Annotated in this window: 10 protein-coding genes; 3 read left to right on the top strand and 7 right to left on the bottom strand. The window is 37.5% G+C overall.

From position 1 onward, the window contains the following. Positions 1-37: 37 nt before the first annotated feature. The 7 genes from BW951_RS00055 to BW951_RS00025 all read right to left on the bottom strand — a co-directional run bounded on the left by BW951_RS00055 (position 38) and on the right by BW951_RS00025 (position 11,902). Positions 38-799 (bottom strand): LytR/AlgR family response regulator transcription factor, encoded by a 762-nt coding sequence (locus BW951_RS00055; protein ID WP_076389835.1) that lies wholly within the window; start codon positions 797-799, stop codon positions 38-40. Between the two features lie 3 nt (positions 800-802). Further along, positions 803-2,257 carry a 5-methylcytosine restriction system specificity protein McrC gene (locus BW951_RS00050; protein ID WP_084196317.1) on the bottom strand — a complete coding sequence of 485 codons (1,455 nt, stop codon included), beginning with the start codon at positions 2,255-2,257 and terminating at the stop codon, positions 803-805. Positions 2,258-2,259: 2 nt separating this feature from the next. Next, on the bottom strand, positions 2,260-4,269 hold the full coding sequence (locus tag BW951_RS00045) for an AAA family ATPase (RefSeq protein WP_076389833.1): 2,010 nt from the start codon (positions 4,267-4,269) through the stop codon (positions 2,260-2,262). A gap of 68 nt (positions 4,270-4,337) precedes the next feature. After that, positions 4,338-6,284 carry a restriction endonuclease subunit S gene (locus BW951_RS00040; RefSeq protein WP_076389831.1) on the bottom strand — a complete coding sequence of 649 codons (1,947 nt, stop codon included), beginning with the start codon at positions 6,282-6,284 and terminating at the stop codon, positions 4,338-4,340. Further along, entirely contained in the window at positions 6,272-7,891 is a 1,620-nt protein-coding gene (locus BW951_RS00035) for an HsdM family class I SAM-dependent methyltransferase (RefSeq protein WP_076389829.1), read from the bottom strand. The genes BW951_RS00040 and BW951_RS00035 overlap by 13 nt, the downstream gene beginning before the upstream one ends. Before the next feature lie 8 nt (positions 7,892-7,899). Then, complete coding sequence (locus tag BW951_RS00030) at positions 7,900-10,959, bottom strand: type I restriction endonuclease (RefSeq protein WP_228427446.1); 3,060 nt, start codon at positions 10,957-10,959, stop codon at positions 7,900-7,902. 301 nt (positions 10,960-11,260) lie between these two features. Continuing rightward, a complete protein-coding gene (locus BW951_RS00025; protein WP_076390518.1) occupies positions 11,261-11,902 on the bottom strand; it encodes a DUF6266 family protein in 642 nt (213 codons plus the stop codon). A gap of 765 nt (positions 11,903-12,667) precedes the next feature. On the opposite strand from BW951_RS00025, the gene BW951_RS00015 reads away from it, so the two are divergent. The 3 genes from BW951_RS00015 to BW951_RS00005 form a co-directional block, all read left to right on the top strand. After that, the gene (locus BW951_RS00015; RefSeq protein WP_076389823.1) at positions 12,668-14,359 is read left to right on the top strand and encodes a T9SS type A sorting domain-containing protein; all 1,692 of its coding nucleotides are present in this window, start codon (positions 12,668-12,670) and stop codon (positions 14,357-14,359) included. A gap of 5 nt (positions 14,360-14,364) precedes the next feature. Further along, positions 14,365-17,769 carry an RHS repeat domain-containing protein gene (locus BW951_RS00010; protein WP_076389821.1) on the top strand — a complete coding sequence of 1,135 codons (3,405 nt, stop codon included), beginning with the start codon at positions 14,365-14,367 and terminating at the stop codon, positions 17,767-17,769. Between the two features lie 7 nt (positions 17,770-17,776). After that, a partial coding sequence (locus BW951_RS00005; protein ID WP_228427444.1) for a DUF6443 domain-containing protein occupies positions 17,777-20,076 on the top strand: 2,300 nt, incomplete at its 3' end.

The following is a 20,076-nucleotide window of genomic DNA, read 5'->3' as shown; positions in this document are numbered from 1 at the left end:
GCAGGAACAAAAGCTTTTTTTTGAGGAATAAGAGCCGTTAGCCCAAAAGTTTTTTTATGTCATTCTGATAATTTTCTGACACAGGCAGATAATGACATTTTGTCTTGTTTTTTTCATCAAATACAATGATTTCTACGTGTTCATCTTTTTTATGATAACACTGAATGTATTTCTTATTGACTCTGAAAGATTTATGAATCGTTATAAACTGACTTTTCATCAGTCCTTTATCTTCCATTTTCGAAAAGGAAAAATCAATAAGATTCTCCGTTTTCCGGTTAATGAAATGAATCTGCTTGTTGTTGGATTCGGAGCCGGAAGACTTATCTGCGCTTAAATAGACGATATCATCAATCAGAATCCTGTTTCTTTTTGTTTTATTAAAATCCAGATAAACGTACTGAAGACTAGAAAACAAATACATTTCCTGTAAGAACCTTTTAAAACTTTTAACAAATTTTTCTTCCGTAAAAGGCTTGGTAATATGATCTACACAAATCCCGGAATCGCGCTTCAGATTCTCAATATCTTTGATGTATTCTCTGGTATTGAAACTTGCAAAGAAAACGGGAATCCCGATTTCCTGCGCCACTTCCATTCCCGTCATGCTGTCGCTGCCCAGATCCAGATCCGCCAGCAAAATATCCGGTTTTACCGTTTTCAGTTCCTCAAAGAAATGATCTGAACTGCTGCTTTTTAAAACAATCTGAACATTGGGAATATGCTGAAGATACAGCTCCAGTTTTTCCAGTTGTTTGGGGTTGTCTTCAAGGATGGCGATGTGGTAGGTTGGGAACATAGATTAAACAGTTTTTAAAAGCGGTAGAGATATCCCAATTTTGAAAACATTATGATACGCATCTATCGGATTGTATGTATTTATAATATTTTCCAACTTAAAATTATTTTTATAATCATCTGAATCAATAGGTTTGGGATAAATGATCAAACATTCTATTTCTTCATTTATCTGAGGATATTGATTTCTCACTTTATTTAACCTTGCGTATCCCGCAACTTGTCTTATATCTTCGTGAATTTGACCATAATTATATTTTAATTTGTACTTAGCATCAACAACAATTTTTTTTCCATCACTGCAAATTAAAAAGTCTAAGGCATTTCCATTGGTGGAGAACTGATAATTAAAGTTGTCTGCATTAAGGTCCGGATTATCTTTCAGTAACTGTGCATACACATACAGTTCGAACATTTTCGGCATATCAATCCAGAATGGCGGCGTAGAGATTTTCTCTTCCGTAGTTTTGGTCATATTATAAGAAAATCTTTTTAAAATCTGCTGTCCGATATTAATGGCTTCTTTATATTCTTTAAAAAAAGGATTGTGCCTGTAATTTTTAATTTCCTGTATGCTGATCTCTGATCCAATATGTTCAAATGAAGGACGGATATAATTGATTAACCAGGATATATCATTGTTTTCTTTAAAATACATATGATTGTTTTCTACATAATTCGTACAGAAAATAAATACTTTATTTAAAAAGCGGTTTTCTAAAAAATCTTCTCCAAAAATCTGATATTCACATACTGTATGGGTGAGTCTGTTCTTAAAAATATTCTGTTTAATCTGTTGGCCTACTAAAATTTTACCTTTTACCCTGTTGCTTAGGTTTTTCTGTTCTTTATAGTATGATTTTTTCAGCCCTTTTCTTACAATATCCCTTAATAAATTTAGGAACTTAACCACTAAAAATGGAGTTAATAAATCTTGTTTCTGTGTAATTTCAATTTCTTTATCCTTCCAATCAATGAGTAGTAAATTATTTGCATGTTTTGACACTTCTGAGCGAGACATAATCTGAATTAGCATTCCAATTACATCAACTTCATATTCTTTACTAGAAGTTTCAATATCTTTCTTAGCTTTTTCATTCAGCAGTTGTATTTCCTGTTCAGAAATATTTTCATCATTAAAATCAGAAACTTTTTCAAAAGATTTTATAACCTTGTCATTCAATTTAGGTTCTACCTGAATATATCGACTTTTATCTTTTGTAAGCCAATCTACGCCAACAAAATAATCCGAATAAAGGGTGATTTCTTTTTCAGAAATGTGATGCTTTTTAAAACATAAATATTTTTTTCCACGCTCTTCTTTAAAAGTCCGTGGTAATATCTCAACAGTATAATTTGGAAGAGAAAATAAATATTTTTTTCGCTCTAAATCAAAAAGAGATTTTTTTTCTGTAATTGTTAATTTATGAGAAGTATGTTCTTTTAAGATAATGCCCATAATTATTGAATCTTCAAATCAAATTTAGTTTCAATAGAAATAACTTGTTTTGAAGCAGTTTCTTTTAAAACCCCATCTCTTACATACTCTAAAAGAATTGGTTTGATTTCGTAATTCCACCGTGTTTTAATATCTCCGCCATCTTTAGTTTTATCAATAAAATAAGAGTGTCCTAGAGCAACATCTTTAGGTTCAAATTCCTGAGAGACGAAGTCAGATTTTGTCTGGTATTCATCTTTTGTAAATAAAGCTTTAACTGCTGAAAACAAATCTGTGTAAAACTCACCATCTTTCATTTCAGTAGTTAAATCTTTCGGTAACACCTCTACAAATGCAAACCTTCTTCTGATGGCGTAATCGATATGTCCTACACTCCGATCTGCGGTGTTCATGGTTCCGATAATGTATAAGTTTGGCGGAAGAATTAATTTATTTTTCAGCAAAGAATCATCAACCGAATACATACTTTCAACTTCTTCTCCACGATATTCTAAAGCGTAAATCAGTTCACCTAAAACTGAGGAAAGATTGGCTCGGTTGATTTCGTCTATTATTAATACAAAATTTTCAGGTTCTCTTACAACTGTATCAACTTCTTTAAATTTTGTTGTAATAGAATTCTTAAAGTCTGAAAATACTTTGTAATAATAGCCATAATGCTGTTTTGCTGAACCAGAGATATTAGCTAATGTTTTAAATGCTTTTTTGTCTGCCGGATCACTTAAAAAAGCTTCCTTAATATCACTGAATTTCATTCTATGTTTCGCAGAATCAAACCAAGAATCACCTGTATAGTAAAAAGCAGATTCATCAATATCAACTAATTTAACTTTATCCGTTAATCTATATTCGCCAGTATCATCAATTTTAGATTGTACCGTTTCTACAAAATTATCAAACTGTTCATTTACCCATTCATTCTTAGATAATAGACTATCTGATTTAGTTGATTTCTGATAGTTTTTCAAAGCCAGTTCTGCAAACTCACCCAACGTCTTATTCACATTCTTATATTCAATTTTTTCACCTTTTGACTCTGCTACAATTCCTCTTACAAAATCTTCGTAAGTATAGCTTGGGTGAAATTGTATCAGCTTAATTTGATCGTTATTCTTTAAATCATTAAATCTGTTGAATAAGTTCTTTGCTAAGGCGTCAGCGTAAGATAAAGTATTACTTTTTCTTTCTTCACTACTTTTCTCCCATAATTTCCCAATATATGAATCGTATATTTGTTTCCTAGTAGGAGATCTATCTTCACCATTTGTAGATAGTAAAATTGAATCTTGATTGATTTCTTTTATAATATATTTTGTTGATTCTTTTCTTGCTAATATTTCTTGATTAATTGTAAAAAAAGAAAATATATTCTTTTCTGAAATTTTAAAATTATTACCAATCAACTCTTTTGCAATCAACTTTGCTTCTCTGGTTTTACCAGTTCCCGGAGGTCCTTGTAAGATGATTTGTTTTTTATATTCTAAAAGCTTTTTATTTTTATCAATATTTATTTTTTCAAAATGTTTTTTGAAATCAGAAATACCAAGTTTAAACCCAGTTTCAATAAAAAGATTTTTAAACTTTCTATCAAATTTTAAAAATTCGTCAACAACAAACTCATAATTTTTATTTTCAAAATCTACTTCAGTCCAACATTTTTTACTGGCTTCGGTTGAGGCTTTTTGATATTGAAAATCTTTTATACCCATTAAATGAAAATGAACCGTATCTGAAAAACCAATAATATATGCAAACTTATCACTTGCCATATTATAAAATTCAGATGGATAAACTTTTGCCCATTGGTAATCTTGAAAAACAAACTTACCTGGTCCAGCTTGTTTTCTTGGATCTTGTCTAATTTCGTATTTAAATCCTTTTTTTGTGAGAAGGTCACATATATGCTTTAGTTTACTATATACGTTTTTTAGTTTGTCAAAGTCTATATTATTTACTTCTTCTCCAGCGCAAGAAATTATTAATTTTAAATCCTCATTTTTTATAAATTCCATAGTTTAGTTTTTAGTTATTAACATCTATCAAGGAAATTAAAATACATTAGGTAATTATTGTCATTAATTTACAATAAAACATTTTTATACCATTTATTTTCATTGATGACTTGTAATGCAGTTTCTGTATCCTCTTCTGTGAATTTTTCTGCTTTTGTTAAAGTTTTGCCATCTTGTTTTATCTTCCAGTTACTCATTTCATCCCGAATGATTGACAGTTCCAGAGATTGTCTGTCTTCAATACATTTTAATACCGTTGCAAAAAGTTCTTTCTTTTCTGCCTTTTCTTTTCCTCTATATTTTGAAAAGAAAGCGGAATTCATTTCGTTTAACCCTTTTGTAATTTGAATTTTCAAAGGTTCAGGGATTGATGCTAATAATTTACCATTATCTTTAACATCTAAATAATATGCATTGCTGTTAGGGAAACTAGGTTTATGAAAATATTGTTTTGTATTTAAGAGTTGTTTTTCTTTAGGGTCAAATGAGCCCCAATTATGTTGAGCAAAATGAAAACCTGTTTCCACTCCATAAATTCTGTCTAAAAGATAAACATCTTTGGCTGTTGCCATTTCTCCTTGTTTTGCACCTATCATATTATTTGCCCAAATGGTTGCATAAAGAATTTTGATTTTGTTAAAATTCTCAATTTGCAAAGTAGATGCTTTTCTTTTTTCAACAAAAGTTTCCCCCACTTTCACCTGCCCATTCATCAGCATTGGCAATAGCCAGTCTCGCAATGCAGAGAGTGCTTGGTTTTGTTTGAGGTTTGATTGTATTTTTTTATCAATTATTTTTGCAAATTCATAGTATTTTTCAACAATCTCTTTTTGTGGGAGTACAATAGAATATGAATTCATAAAAGAATCAAAAAGAAAATTCTTTATGCCACTTGTTTTTCCTTCAAAGCCAAAGAAGACACCTGCATCATACAAGCGTTGCCATTCTTGTTTGAAGTTGTAAATATACTTTTCATCTTTTATAGAAACTGCTTTACAGAAATTAGAACAAATAATATCTGTATCAAATCTTTCTAAAGTACTTTCAGTTATCAATGCGATTCTACCTGTAGATTGAACAGGACTTCCACCCGAAATTTCTACTACAAAATCATTGGGTACTAATTTTTTTGAAGAATTATTTTTTAAAATAAATCTTTCAGGTGCTTTTACTTCTCCTTTTCCATTAATTCCATTAATATCTGCACCTCTTATACAATAAACTCTTTCTGTATAATTTCCTTCAATTGATTCTTTTCCCCAATCTCCAGCTTTTGTATTTTTTATCCAATCATTAAAAACGGTAACCTCCCACCCTTCAGGAATTTCTCTTTTCAGCGTTTCGTTGTACACCATTTTTCCGCCGGAAGATTTGTAGCCGACCACCCCGTCAAAATTCTTTGAATTTTGCCACCCCTCCGAGGGAGGGGAATAAGGAAAATCAAACTGTACAAACCAATAATCATACAGCGTTTTTGCCATCACTTCTAATTCTGCATTGATGCGGTTGTTGAGTTCTATTTTATCGTCTAATGCAGATAATACAGAGGCTATTTTTTGTTGGGTGGGTAAATATTCTTCAATCTCAATTTCCATAATCTTGAAGGAATCAAGATTTATAGTATTAAAAACAGAACCTTGTCCTTTTTTTTGAATATTAGAAACATAATTTTTTAAAGAATAATATAAATAGGTATTATCAACAATATTTTTTTTACCTCTTAAACCGAAGCAAGACTGATTAAAAGCCATCGGACAACCAATTTGAGCTAATTTACCTACTGTACCTCTTGCAGAAATTATAATATCATTAACTTGTAGAAGTTTGGTACTACTATTTTTTAACCCTTTCTCTGTAATCTTTTTTTCTGAGGTAAAAACTCTCCTATTATCATTATTGAAATCATTAATAGATAACCAACCAATAGTACCATTTTCCCAATATTCTGTAATAGAAGTTTGAGGAGTGCCACCACTAATAACTTCAATTATATCATTCAAAATCACTTTACCCATTTCAATCCTTTTAAATTCTCCAAAATCTTTTTATCCAAATCATTTCCTTCGGCAAATAACTGGCTCAAATTACTTTCATAGGCTTGCATTTTCTTTGCAAATTCTTCTGCGGTAATTTCTACATATTCTATCTTTACCTCAAAATATTGCCCCGCAGAAAAGCTGTAATTTTTAGCCATTACCTCTTCTTTGGTTACCACTACAGAAAAATCGTCTTCTGCATTCTTTTGGTTCATGGCATCAATAATGCGTTGTTCTTCTTTTGGTTCAAGAACCGTTTTTTGGTTTTTGCCCTCTTTAATGGTTTGTCCCAGTTTAGAAGCATCTACCAAAACGATCTTTTCGCTGTCTGCTTCCTTGTCTATAAATACAATAGAAACATTGGTTCCCGTACTTGCAAAAATATTGCTCGGCATACTTACCACGCCTCGCAGCCAATTGCGCTCTATCAGTGCTTCTCTTATTTTTCTTTCAATTCCGCTTTGCGCGGTGATAAAACCTGTAGGAACCACAATTGCCGCTTTACCTTTGGTATCCAGACTGTACATAATATGCTGGATAAACAACAGGTAAATCGCCATCGATTCTTTTTTGGTTTTCGGGATATTGGGAACACCTGCAAAAAACCGTTCTTTAAAACTGTCTTTGGTAAGGTCTGCCTGATAATCGGAAAAATCCAATTTAAACGGCGGATTAGAAACAATATAATCGAACTTTCTGTCGAGATGCGCCGGCTGCAAAATGGTGTTTCCCTTAATAATATTGGGGATAGAATGCTGCAGGTTATTCAGAATAAGATTCAGTCTCAGCATATTGGCTGACTTCTGAGAAATATCTTCAGAATAAATGGTGCAGTTTTTTTCGCCAATGGCGTGTGCAATATTCATCAATAGCGTTCCCGAACCTGCACTCGGATCATATACTTTGGCACTTTTTACGTTTTCATTCACCAAAATCGCCGCCATTATTCTTGCCACTGCGTGCGGGGTATAATATTCGGCATATTTACCGCCGCTGTCGCTGTTGTAGTCTTTAATCAGATATTCAAAAATGGTGGCAAAGAAATCGTATTTCTCGGTGAACATCTTCTCGAAACTTACATTCACCAGTTTATTGAGCAAAGCACGGCAAAAAGCATCACGCTGAGAAGCATCCCTGATGAAAAAACTGATGTCATCAAACATTTTGTCTTTTACCCCCGTTGCAGAACTCACCGAATAAATATCGATATTTTCAGCACTGATGCTTCTAAGCGTACCATCAAAAATAATTTCCCCAAAATTGGGCTTATTGGAGTTGTTGAACAAATAGGTAATTAATTGGTCCGGCTTTAGCTTCGCTGCCTTATTTCCTATTCTTGCGAGAAGAAATTGTTTCTTATCCTCCGAAAGGTTTTCATAAGCAGGCTGAAAATCTTCTGCCTGAGACAATTCCGGCTCTATTTTTTTTGCTTCGTGTATAAACTTATCGTTAAGGTATTTATATAAAAAAACCTGCGAAATAATATTAAATTCGCTGGCGTCATTTCCTAATCCGTAGTTCGCGCAAACACTTTTTAGTCCGTCTATTAAGGTTTTGGTCTGTGCGATAAACTGTATCTCCGTCATTTTTTTCTTTAGCTGTAAGTATATTGTTTTTTGTATTCTTTTACAATAAGGTCATTAATATTTCTGGTGGTGTTGAAATCCAGATCCATTTTCTGGGAGTCAATGAATTGTTGTATTACAATACTCATCACTTCCTGATTAAAGTAGGTTTCATTTTTTACCAGTTCCACATTGTGCAGACAAATATCGTCTATTACATTTTTAGTTCCCAGCAATGCTTCATAAATCTGTATTTCTTTAGCATTAATAGTAGGATTGTCAATCAGTCTTTTATGGATTCTCACATATTTTTCATCATTCTCATATTTGGCTCTGAAAAGGGCATTTTTACGGTTCAGTTCCCGTACTTCATCATAAATCCTGCTCAGGACATGGATATTGTCGCGCATATCTTCCTGGCTTACCTCGTCCAGATTTTTATTTTTGAAAATACGCTCCAGTTCCTCTTTTAAAGTTACAAATTCCGGATCTGCCGGATCTATATTGCGCAGAAGCTCTTCCCGGGTTTGTCTGAGCTGATTTCTGAGCTGGTCTGCCAAAATCATTTCTTCCTCCGAAACTTTGGTAAACCGGAAGAAAATATCTTCTAACGCTGTATTGATAAGGTTGGTGTTATCGTTTTCATTGTTGATGCTGTCCACCAAATTGAGGGTATCTAATCTTCTCTGGACTTCTTTCAGCAACAGATTGAGTTTATAGAAATCCAGTAAACCCAGCAATTCATCTTCTCCCTGTAAACGGATGATGTTTTTAAGTTCTCTGGCATTCTGCAAAACTTTAATGAGTTCTGTTAATTCATTTCTGTCCTTAATGTCATCCATTTGCAGACGAAAGTTTTCAGCATTTTTTATATCATACCGGAAAAGCTTTTCCTTGATTTCTAAAACATCCTGATCTATTTCTTCTCTGGTTTTGAAGAGGTTGCTGTAATTCTGCATTTCATCGCCCAACTCCTGCTGCAACTCCTGAAAATAGTTTTCATTGGTCTCTTTAAATTCTTTGGTAATATCTGCAAAATCTACTACAAAACCGAAACGGTGTTTTTTATAGGGGCGGTTTACTCGCGTTAATGTCTGTAGAAGATTGTGGTTCTTCACTACCCTTGCCAGATACAATTTTTTGAGACGGGGTGCATCAAAACCTGTCAATAACATATTATAGACAAATAAGAGATCTATATCACCATTTTTAAAGGCTTTAATTTCGTCTTCTCTAATTTTTTTAGAATTGACGTCGTGCAGAATCAGGCTGGCTTTCAATGGCGTATTGTTACCGTACTTTGCTCTTTCTTCGCGCACCAAGGTATAATCAAACTCCTGTTTGCCATAGATTTTTTCAAATTGTTCAAAGAGTTCTTTTGCCTGTTCAGAAGTGTCGCAAACCACCATTCCGCCTATGGTTTCATCTTTTTTCCTGAAATCTTTTAGATCATTCAGAATATATTCCAGCATAGGTTCTGCAAACTTGGGATGGGCAAAGATCTCACTTTTAGAAATTTCACCTTTCAGAATTTTAATCTGCTCCATAACGTCCTGCATCTGCATCTTGTACGTGGTGGCAATTCCTTCCCTGATCAATCTGAGCGTATAACCATCTGCTATAGAGCGGTTATAATAATATTTGTGAATATATTCTCCAAAAAGCGTTTTAGAATCATAATCTTTGGCAACTTCCCGTAAAAGCGGCGTTCCTGTTAAAGCTATTTTTACGGCATCTTGATCCGAACGCAAAAGATTAACCAGATAATTCCCTTTAGGATTATAGCTTCTGTGCGCTTCGTCTATGAAATAAACTCTCTGGATATTCAAATCATAATCAAAAGATTCTAAAACCGTACTGTCATCCGAAAATTTCTGGATGTTTACGACCGTTATTTCCTGCTCTCCTGAACTGTTGAGTATAGCACTCGCTTTTTTAATATCCTGAATAAATTCTGTTCTGGAACTGACCATTTTAACCGACAAACCTCTGGAACGAAATTCGGTCTGTGCCTGTATCGCCAAATCTATTCGATCTACAATAAAATAGAATTTTGCAATGGTATTTTTCTTTTGATAATAATGAGAAAGGTATTTTACATTGTAGTATGCCAATGCTGTTTTTCCGCTTCCTTGTGTATGCCAGATAATCCCCTTTTTAATTCCTTCATCTAATTTGTGAGTAATAGCTTTAGAAGCAAAAAACTGCGGATAACGCATAATATGTTTCTCAATCACAATTTTTCCTTCTCTGTTGGTTCTTTCCACATAGGTAATGCCGAACTGTAAAAAGAAAGCCAGCCGCTCTCTGGAAAGCAAAGAAGTTATAATTCTGTTGGTAGGTGTTTCGTAGTTTTTATTGAGTTTAAACTCATCGGTATATTTAATGGCCGCAATGTTATTGTCTTTCAATACCAGATTTTCAAGCTCTTCATTTTCGGGCTTCAGAAGATGCGTGTAATTCAGCAACTCTTCTTCACGGAAATAATTAAATAGTACCCCGTCTTTAGAAGGCGTGGCGTAATAAGCACCCATTACCGGTTCTACCACTCCGTCTTCATACTCCATATTGTTGGAAAACAACATCAATTGTGTAATGTTGGTAAAAGCTTTAAAGTCTTTTAATGCAAACCTTTTATTAATTCTTTTTCGTTCTGCAATAACACCTTCTCTGTTATTCGGCTTTTTCACCTCAATAAAAACCAAAGGCATTCCATTGATTAAAAGGGTGATGTCTGGTCGGAATTCCTCATCTCCCTTCTTACAGGTAAGTTCTGTAGTAACATGGAACTCATTATTATTAAAATTCTCAAAATCAATTAATTTCGTTCCGGAACTATTGATTAGAGTCCGAAAAAATTCTCTTCCCAAATCATCATCATTCAGCTTCAGGCAAACCTCAGTTAATAAACGCTGAATTTCATCCTCAGAGATTTGAGGATTAATCTTAGAAACAGAACGTTTAAAGATATCAGGAAATATATTGTTGTCTTCCAGCCTTTCCTGATAACTCTTTGGGATATAGGTATATCCTAATCTGCACAAATGCAGAATTGCCGGAATTTTTACTCTCGAATCTTCGTTGAACATTATTAGTTTTTTATAAATAATCTCATAAATTGAATATTACCTCCTTCCAATTGCTCTTCAAATATACTTAAAATAATTTCTTTGTTAAGGGAAAAATAAATACTATGATGACTTTTGCTTCGCTCTGTTATCACAGTCTGCAGAGCAAAAATAATAAAACCCGGTGGCTTCGGCTCCGCTCAGCCACCACTACAGAAAAACAACACACCGCCCCCCAAAAAAACCATCAAAAAAAACACGGTGGCTGAGCGGAGCCGAAGCCACCACAAAAAATCCCCACCCTTTCGGATGGAGATTCAGATTAAACTAAAGTATAAGCCCCAAGATACGCGCTGTTACATGCAAGCGTTTCTTTCGCATTCCTGAAAAACACCCAGACCTGAATTTCCTTTCCTGTGTAGGAAGCAGGCATTGTGACATCAGCAGTCAGTGCTCCTCTTTCGGCAACGGATTCGAAAATTTCAAAAGTTCCCAGTTCTTCGCAATAACACACCGCATTGGCTTTGTCGGCGGTATCTGCATTTCCCTGTGCGGAATTGTTCTCCCAGCTCAGGGCAATGGTATTTCCGGTTTGCGGAGCAGCAGTGACGTTCTGGAAACCTGCCAGATCACCTTTCGTGATCAGTACCTTATTGTATACCAGTTCGGGAACATCACCATTCATCTGTAATGCTTCACTGATCGTGTAGGAAACCGCCATGTTCACCCTTGATTTTGAGCCGCTCCCCGATCCGAAATACTTCGTCTGGATGTTTTTAAGCGGCTGCAGAAAGCTGATCACCATGCTGAACCTGGTCTGCTGAAGAAGCTGTTTATCGGTGGGCTGTTTCGAGCTTGGTTTGGGAATGCTTCTGATAATGTCCTGTCCGCGCCAGTTTGCGCCTACAATTGTTCCCACTTTTCCTGAAAATCCTCCAAGGATTCCTTTTGTTATTCGTGCCATTTTGTGCATTTTTATTGGTTAACAGAACGAAGGTATTACAGAATTTTCCAATTTCAGACACCTGTGAAAAAGATGACCGGTTTTGACTGCTTTTGACCGGTTTTGACCGGTTTGAAAACCCATTTCTTCGGATCATGTTCGGGTCTTCTTCGGATCGGCTTCGGAAAAATGGGATTTTTTCCGAAGAAAGACTGAACAACAGTCGAAGGATTTCGGGAGAATTTTGATTACCGTATTTCTTTAATTGTACGCTTCGGCTCCGCTCAGCGTACTTCATGTCATTCCATTTTAAACAAATCATTGTAAATAAAACCCGCCACCGTGCGCTGAGCGGAGCCGAAGCGCACATCAATAAGATTCCATTTTAAACAGATCATTGCAACCAAATCCACCAAGCAGTACGCTGAGCGGAGCCGAAGGCACATTAAAACACACCCATAAAAATTTTTTTCACCATGATTTCCAACCTTTTTGAAAAAAATTGCATCCTTTAAAATAAAACGACATGTTTTGTCGTTAATGCTTTGTAATTTTGCAGAAAAGTAAAAAGGATGAGATTTTCTTTTTACCATTCTGAACAAAAATTAATAAAGACAAGCTGCTAAAAGCTCATAAAAAACTAAAAAACCATGATTAAAACAAATAAATTTCGGACAGGTTCTGTCAAATTTAATATCAATTCTTTAAGAATGCGGGTTTCCTTATTTTTCTAAGCATTCCCTTTCTTAACTTCACCTTTACAATAACGTTAAAATTACACTAAGTATGAAAAAACTCGGCATGAGCATGCTCACTCTGTGCTGCATTCTGGGCGTTTCCGCTCAGGAAGTGGTCTGGCAGAAAGATATCCGGTCTTCTACGCAGGACTTTCTTTCACAGGTCACCACGACCATCGATCAGCAGTATTTAATTACCGGAAGCAGCATTCGGGTTAACAGCCAAAAGATCACAGGCAGCAGTTCTCCTGCAACCTACGGTCTGCCTTCTGCCACCTCGCAGCAGAATAATGGTTACGATTTCCATCTGGTTAAGCTCAACCAGCAGGGCGAAGAGGTCTGGGAAAAATATTTCTCAGGGAAAAACCACGATTTTTTATCGGCAACGGTTAACACGCAGGAAGGCGGGTTTCTTCTGGCGGGTTCCAGCTATTCAGGAAAAGGGCTAGATAAAAAGGACGATTCCAAAGGCGGCAGCGATTTTTGGCTGATCAGAATCAACGAATTTGGCGATGAATTATGGCAGAAAACAATTGGCGGAACTTCGGATGAAGAAGCAAGAGCGGTGATTCAGACGACGGATTTTGGATTTTTTGTTGCGGGGAATACAACCCTTCCCTTCGACTCCGCTCAGGGTAAACAGGCTCAGGATCCGAAAATGAAGGGCTACGGCTCCAAAGATGTTCTGGTGGTACGACTGGATAAAAACGGGAAGGAATTATCCCAATTGGTATTAGGCGGGAAAGGTCTGGATGAAGTGGAAAAGATGATTCCCACCAAAGACGGCGGAGCTTTATTAGGGATCTATTCGAGAAGCGCAGCTTTGGCAGGAAGCGGGAAGACGGAGGCTGGAAGTAGTAAAACCATCAACTATCAACCAAAAACAAGCAACAATTTTGGTGAAGGCGATTACTGGATCGTTAAGCTTTCGAAAGACGGAAAAGTAGAATGGGAAAAGAATTTCGGAGGAAAAGGAGACGATCATGTAAGAACACTTGCCCTGACTTCAACAGGCTATCTGATCGGTGGAGAATCCAGATCGGAAAGATCGGGAAATAAATCGGTGGGTATTGAAGAGGGTACAGACCTCTGGTTAATCTCCATTGATGAAAGAGGCGAAGAAATCTGGCAGAAATCTTACAGCTTTAAAAATAGGGATGTTCTGATGGGGATGAGTGTGATTGCCGGGAAGCAGGAAGATGGAAGCGGGAAGTCCAAAGGGATTCTTTTAGGCGGTTATACGCAGGCGGAAGGCAGAATTGAAAATGATGATGAAACTTTCTGGATGCTGTATCTCGACCAGAACGGAAATGAGCAGTGGAGAAAGCACGTAAAGGGAGAATCCCGAAAAAAAGAGGAACGGTTATCTGATATTAAGCTGAACCGTGACGGATCGATTGTACTCGCAGGAACAAGCGCAGAGGAACTGGGAAAAGAAAACTGGAAGATCGTGAAGCTGGGCGACAGACAGGTTGACCAGCTGATCGAAAAGCAGGATATCAGGATCTACCCGAACCCGGTAACGGATTATGTGTATGTGGAGCTTGGGTTTGAGGGCTTGAGAGAGGGAGCGTTTGAGGCTGAAATTGCAGTGTATGATATGGGCGGAAGAAAGCTTGAAACGGTAAAAACAAAAAAAAAGATCACTAAGATCAATACCCAGCCTTTGATTCAGGGGGCGTATCTGGTGGTGGTGAAAACCAATAATAAAACGGCGAATGCCAAAATGATTAAAAAATAATACAAATGAAGAAATATTTAATAGGAATTGTCTTTTGTCCTGTAATACTTATTTCAGGACAGGAGTTAAGTTTTATTCCAAGTTCTCCACAGTCTTTTCAGTTTACAAGAGAAAAAAGTGTCTCTGAAGATGAGCATACCGGAAAATTAAATATAAATATTCCGCTGCTCAGCTTAAATGGCAATAAAATTTCAACAGCTCTATCATTACAATATTTTGGTGCCGGGGTTAAGGTAGATGATCTTCCCAATGATACAGGAATGACGTGGATTGTAAATGCCGGAGGAATTATAAGCCGCACCGTAAATGGACTTCCCGATGAAAACACTGATAGATTAACTAAAAATTATAATGAAATTACTCAGAATGCAGCTTCTGACTGCGCAGCAGATGATATCTTAAGAAAAGTCTGCTATCAGCCTACGGCAATAGATTCTGAAAGAGATGTTTTTAACGTCAAAGTACATAATATTTCTGCATCATTTTATTTGGACGAAAACTTTAACCCTTACTTTATGAAGAATGATTCTGATGTAAAGATTAAAACAATTAACGCTGATCCCAACTTAGGAAACAGAAGCTTTACAGGGTTTGAAATGACGGATGCAAACGGGATAAGATACATTTTCGGAGGTTCACTGGATTACAGAGAAATGACAGGGTCTAAGATGATGCCTGCTCCCGGCGGAATAAGCAATTATGCCGATACTTCTTATTTCTTAAAGGAAATTATCCATCCTAATAATGAAAAAATCTCTTTCACATATCAAAACTCCGATTTTGAAACCCATACGGTTTTCGAAAATGATATCTGCTATTTATTTTCAGGAGGAGATCTTTTTGGACCTTACAGTAATCCTATTTCTGTTTCTGTTCTTTCACCGGAGATAAGAAAATCTTTTCAGACATTATATGTATTAAACAAAAAAAGAATCAGCCAGATTACTTCAACCGAAAGCAATCGGATGATAAAGTTCAATTATGATACGAAGATCAATTCTGAATTCAAAACATATTTATCGTCCATTGAACTGAAAGAAAATAATACGGAAAAAGAGAAGATACTATTTAATTATGTTTTTGACGGTGCCAAAAATAATAACAGATCCCAACGTTTCTTTCTTACCTCTGTTCAGCTGTATAAAAATAATGTCTTTGAAAAAAAATATAATTTTTCTTACAATGATCCTTTAGAACTCCCCAAGAGAATTTCTTACGAACAGGATATGTATGGCTATTATAATAACAAAACCTTGAATCAGTCTTTGATTGCTTCTTTTCATAATTATATGCTGCCGCTTTCACCGGCATATACCCCTGCTGTTTTAAATTCTTTCGGAGAAAGAACACCAGATTTTTTCTATGCTTCCAAAGGTCTGTTAACTGAAGTGAATTATCCTACAGGAGGTAAAACCACCATTGAATATGAAGCTCCTCCTATGAGAGATCTGCAGCAGGTAAACGGAGGGGTAAATCTGCTCTTCAATAATAATGTTATGGAGCCTGACCGTTTATATGGTGAGTGGATCATAGAAAATATTTATCAGCCTCAAACAGTTAATATTAATTATTCAATGGGTTCTGATAATTATAACGGGAATCATACCCAACGGTTTTCATGGAAATTAATTGATCTTGACACGGGACAGACACTATTAACCGGCGGCCGTATATTAGGATACACCAGCCAGATACAAACCCAAATATTTCAATTTTTACCCAATAAACGTTATAAGCTGATTGCACAGGCAGGAGCCAATAATCCTCCTATATCTGTAAACAGTTATGTTATGGCCAACGTTGCATTAAGCTACACCCAACTTTCTGACAATTCTGTAGACGGCTATGGAATAAGAGTAAAATCTATAAAAGATACCGATCAGGGAGTGGTGAAAAGCTATAAAAGATTATATTATAATCCTGCCGAAATTTACGATCATCAAAATTTACCTGTTTTAAAAACAATTCCTCAGATAAGCACTGTTTCTATAGGAGATCATCATGCTGCCGGTCCTGCCATAACGTATGCTTTGCATAGCTCAAATAATACAAGTGATATGTACAACAGCAGTCTTCAGGAGCGTTATGAGTTTGTAACGACCAGCGTGGGCGGAGACCATTTTGAGAACGGTGGTTACGAAAAAATGTTCAGAAAAGATTATAACGAGCCTAATCAGGTTTTAACAATTGATCCGGGACCCGGATATTGGTCTTCAAGTGTATCTACAGGACTTAACTATAGTGCTTTTATACAGAACGTTATTACAAGCACATTTTTCAGTGCAAAATCCAATCGTTTGACGTTCAGTGGTAATGTATTGAGAACCAGAGATTTTGTAAAGGTAGGCAATAATATTTTCAGAAACAGACAAACCAATTATTCCTATAACTATCAGATTTTAAAAGCACAGCCTAATCTCATTGTGTTTAAAATGTATGATGAAAGCACGTTGGCGCTTTGCAGCTATGGAGATGTTCAAAGAATTTCTAATTATCATTTGGGTTTATACAATCATTACACGATAGATGCTAAGCTTCGCAAAGAGGAGGTTGTAGAGTATATAGATTATATGCCTTTAGAGACCTCCCTTTCTGACCCATCCTATGATGATTATCTCAACCCTAACTACCGTAAACTGATTACCACAAAAAATTATGACTACTCTTCAATGCACAGCCAGGTTACCAAACAAACCCTCACAACCCCTGAGAACAGCATCACAGAGACAAATTACCAGTACGCCCACGAAAAAAACAACCAGTTATTGATCAGTAAAAACATGATCGGCATTCCATTGGAAACCACCGTTACGCAAACCGTTGGCGGTGTTACCAAAACTCTGGGCAAAACAGAAACGGTGTACCCGGCTTCCCTTCCTACAGCTCAGGCAGGAAATCTCGTGCTTCCGTTGTCCCAGAAATCGTATGATAAACTCAGCGGTACTTCATCCACTGATGTTACCTACGACAAATACGATGAAAGAGGAAACATCCTTCAGTACACCACCAAGGACGGAATTCCGGTAGCCATTGTCTGGGGATATAACAAAACCCAACCCATTGCCAAGGTGGAGGGAATCACTTACGACCAGCTGACTTCCACAGTTCCGGTTTCAGGGATTGTAACGGCTTCCGATAACGATGCTGCAGATCCTGCACAGGAAAGCCTTCTTCTGGATGCCCTGAACAGCTTCAGAAAACAGTCGGCGCTTTCAGGAAAGCTGATCTCCACCTACACCTACGATCCGCTGATCGGGGTAACCAGCATCACGCCTCCGTCCGGGGTAAGACAGACTTACACCTACGATTCGGCAAACAGGCTGAAAGAAACAGGAGTAAGAAGTAAAAACAGCGCAGGAAGCTATATCAACAAAAAAGTGTCTGAAAACAAGTACAACTACAAACCATAACACAAACATGAGAAAATACAGTACAACCAAAGCATTCTCCCTGTTGGGGCTGAGCATTGCCGCGATGTCCTTCGCACAGTCCCAGAACGAGAACTACATACAGTCCCAGAGCTGTCTGAATGACGACTGCAGCCGGAAATCCGAGACCATCACTTACTTTGACGGTCTGGGAAGACCCAAGCAGATCATCAGTGTAAAAGCGGCACCCGGCGGAAAAGACCTGGTAACACCCGTTACCTATGACGGCTTCGGAAGACAGGTGAAAAACATCCTTCCCGTGCCTGCCGCCACCCAGAACTCCTCCATCCACACCGGAATTACCGATGAAACCGCTGCCAACTCCTATTACGGGGTTTCCAATGCATATTCTGAAAAAGAAATGGAAAACTCCCCGCTGGACAGGGTATTGCAGCAGGCAAGCCCCGGAGAGCCATGGAAGATGAGCTCGGGACACACCCAGAAGCTGAAGTACGAAACCAACCTGGGAACGGAGGTGAAGAAATTTGTCACCAGTACAACCACCAGTACCGTGAACAATGTTTCCACCACGGTTTCCACGCTTTCGGTTTCTTCAGATAATTCAGGATATTATCCTGCCGCAACACTGTACAAAAACACCGTTACCGATGAGGACGGAAATCCTGTAACGGAATTTAAAAACGGACAGGGACAGACAATTCTAGTGCGCAGAAATGACGGGGCACAGAATGTGGACACATATTACGTGTACAACGAGTACAGCCAGCTGGCTTTCGTCCTTTCCCCGAAAGCGGTAAAACAGATTTCAGATAACAGTAACCTGATTACGGATGCTATTTTAAACGAGCTCTGCTACCAGTACCGGTACGACGGAAGAGACCGTCTGGTTGAAAAAAGACTGCCCGGAAAAGAATGGGAACTGATGGTCTACGACAAACAGGACCGTGTGGTGCTCACGCAGGATGCCATCCTGAGAACAGTAAACAACAGCTTCGGAAGCAAAGGCTGGCTTTTTACCAAATATGATGAGTTCGGAAGAGTGGCGTATACCGGTTTCTTCTCCAACACCGCATCGAGACAGGTAATGCAGAATGCCCTGAACAGCATGACTGCCAATGCCTACAATACGGAAAGAAGATCCTCCACTTCCTTTAATCTGCAGGGGCTGGAGGTGTACTACGACAAACAGGCATTTCCTACGGGAAGCATGACCCTGCTTTCGGTTAATTATTACGATACCTACCCTCCCGAAGCTCCGGCGGTTCCTGCAACGGTTCTGGGGCAGCATACGATGAAACAGACGCTGGGAAGCAGTGAAGATGCTTCCACAATGGGAATTTTAACCGCTGCCTACGTTAAAAACATCGAAGACAACAACTGGACGAAAACCTATAGCTATTACGATTCGATGGGAAGAGCCATTGCGACCAAAAGCACCAACCATCTCGGAGGATACACCAACACCGAAACTGAACTTGATTTTGCGGGGGTTCCTGTAAAAACCAATACCTATCACCTCAGAAAGCAGGGCGAAGTCGGGGTAACGGTACAGGAAAGATTTGAGTACGATTCTCAGAACAGGCTGGTAAAACATTACCATCAGGTAGACAATAATCCTGAAGAACTGCTTGCCGAAAACACCTACAACGACCTGTCCCAGCTTGTGAACAAGAAAGTAGGCTCTACATCGGGTTCTGCGCCCCTGCAAAGCATCGATTACGATTACAACATCCGCGGATGGATGACGGAGATCAACAAAAACCAGATGGCGGCAACGGATCTTGGCGGAAAACTGTTTTCCTACAAGATAAAATATACCAGTCGCGAGGGGATCGAAAATCCGGATACAGCTCAGTTTTCAGGAAAGAATGTTGTCCCGAAATACAACGGGAATATTGCCGAAGTAGACTGGAGAGCCGTAGAATCTATTGGGGCAAATCCATCGACAACACCGAAAAGATACGGGTATGCCTATGATAAAATTAACAGGCTTACAGCAGGATTTTACCAGAATCCCCAAAACCCGAACAGTAAAGAGAATACGGAATCTTTAGCGTATGATCTGAACGGAAATATCACCAGTCTGTACAGAACCTCGGTTCTGGAATATGGGAATACAACGCCGACCATGATTGATAATCTGCAATACATCTATGCTTCCGGCAATACCGGCAACAGGCTTACCAACATCAATGATTATGCACAAAATGCAACAGGATACGAAGGCGGCGGGCAAACCATCGGATATGATGTGAACGGAAACATGATCAGTATGCCGGATAAGGGAATCAGTGTGATCAAATACAATCATTTAAACCTTCCCCATCA

This window comes from Chryseobacterium gambrini (assembly GCF_900156825.1).
Taxonomy (GTDB): domain Bacteria; phylum Bacteroidota; class Bacteroidia; order Flavobacteriales; family Weeksellaceae; genus Chryseobacterium; species Chryseobacterium gambrini.
Note: the sequence above shows the minus strand (reverse complement) of the source record. Positions and strands in the feature narration are given on the sequence as shown.

Coding starts and splice junctions, on each gene's coding strand:
- BW951_RS00045 (WP_076389833.1), bottom strand. CDS start 4,269: ATGGAATTTATAAAAAATGAGGATTTAAAATTAATAATTTCTTGCGCT.
- BW951_RS00040 (WP_076389831.1), bottom strand. CDS start 6,284: ATGGGTAAAGTGATTTTGAATGATATAATTGAAGTTATTAGTGGTGGC.
- BW951_RS00055 (WP_076389835.1), bottom strand. CDS start 799: ATGTTCCCAACCTACCACATCGCCATCCTTGAAGACAACCCCAAACAA.
- BW951_RS00050 (WP_084196317.1), bottom strand. CDS start 2,257: ATGGGCATTATCTTAAAAGAACATACTTCTCATAAATTAACAATTACA.
- BW951_RS00010 (WP_076389821.1), top strand. CDS start 14,365: ATGAAGAAATATTTAATAGGAATTGTCTTTTGTCCTGTAATACTTATT.
- BW951_RS00035 (WP_076389829.1), bottom strand. CDS start 7,891: ATGACGGAGATACAGTTTATCGCACAGACCAAAACCTTAATAGACGGA.
- BW951_RS00025 (WP_076390518.1), bottom strand. CDS start 11,902: ATGGCACGAATAACAAAAGGAATCCTTGGAGGATTTTCAGGAAAAGTG.
- BW951_RS00015 (WP_076389823.1), top strand. CDS start 12,668: ATGAAAAAACTCGGCATGAGCATGCTCACTCTGTGCTGCATTCTGGGC.
- BW951_RS00030 (WP_228427446.1), bottom strand. CDS start 10,959: ATGTTCAACGAAGATTCGAGAGTAAAAATTCCGGCAATTCTGCATTTG.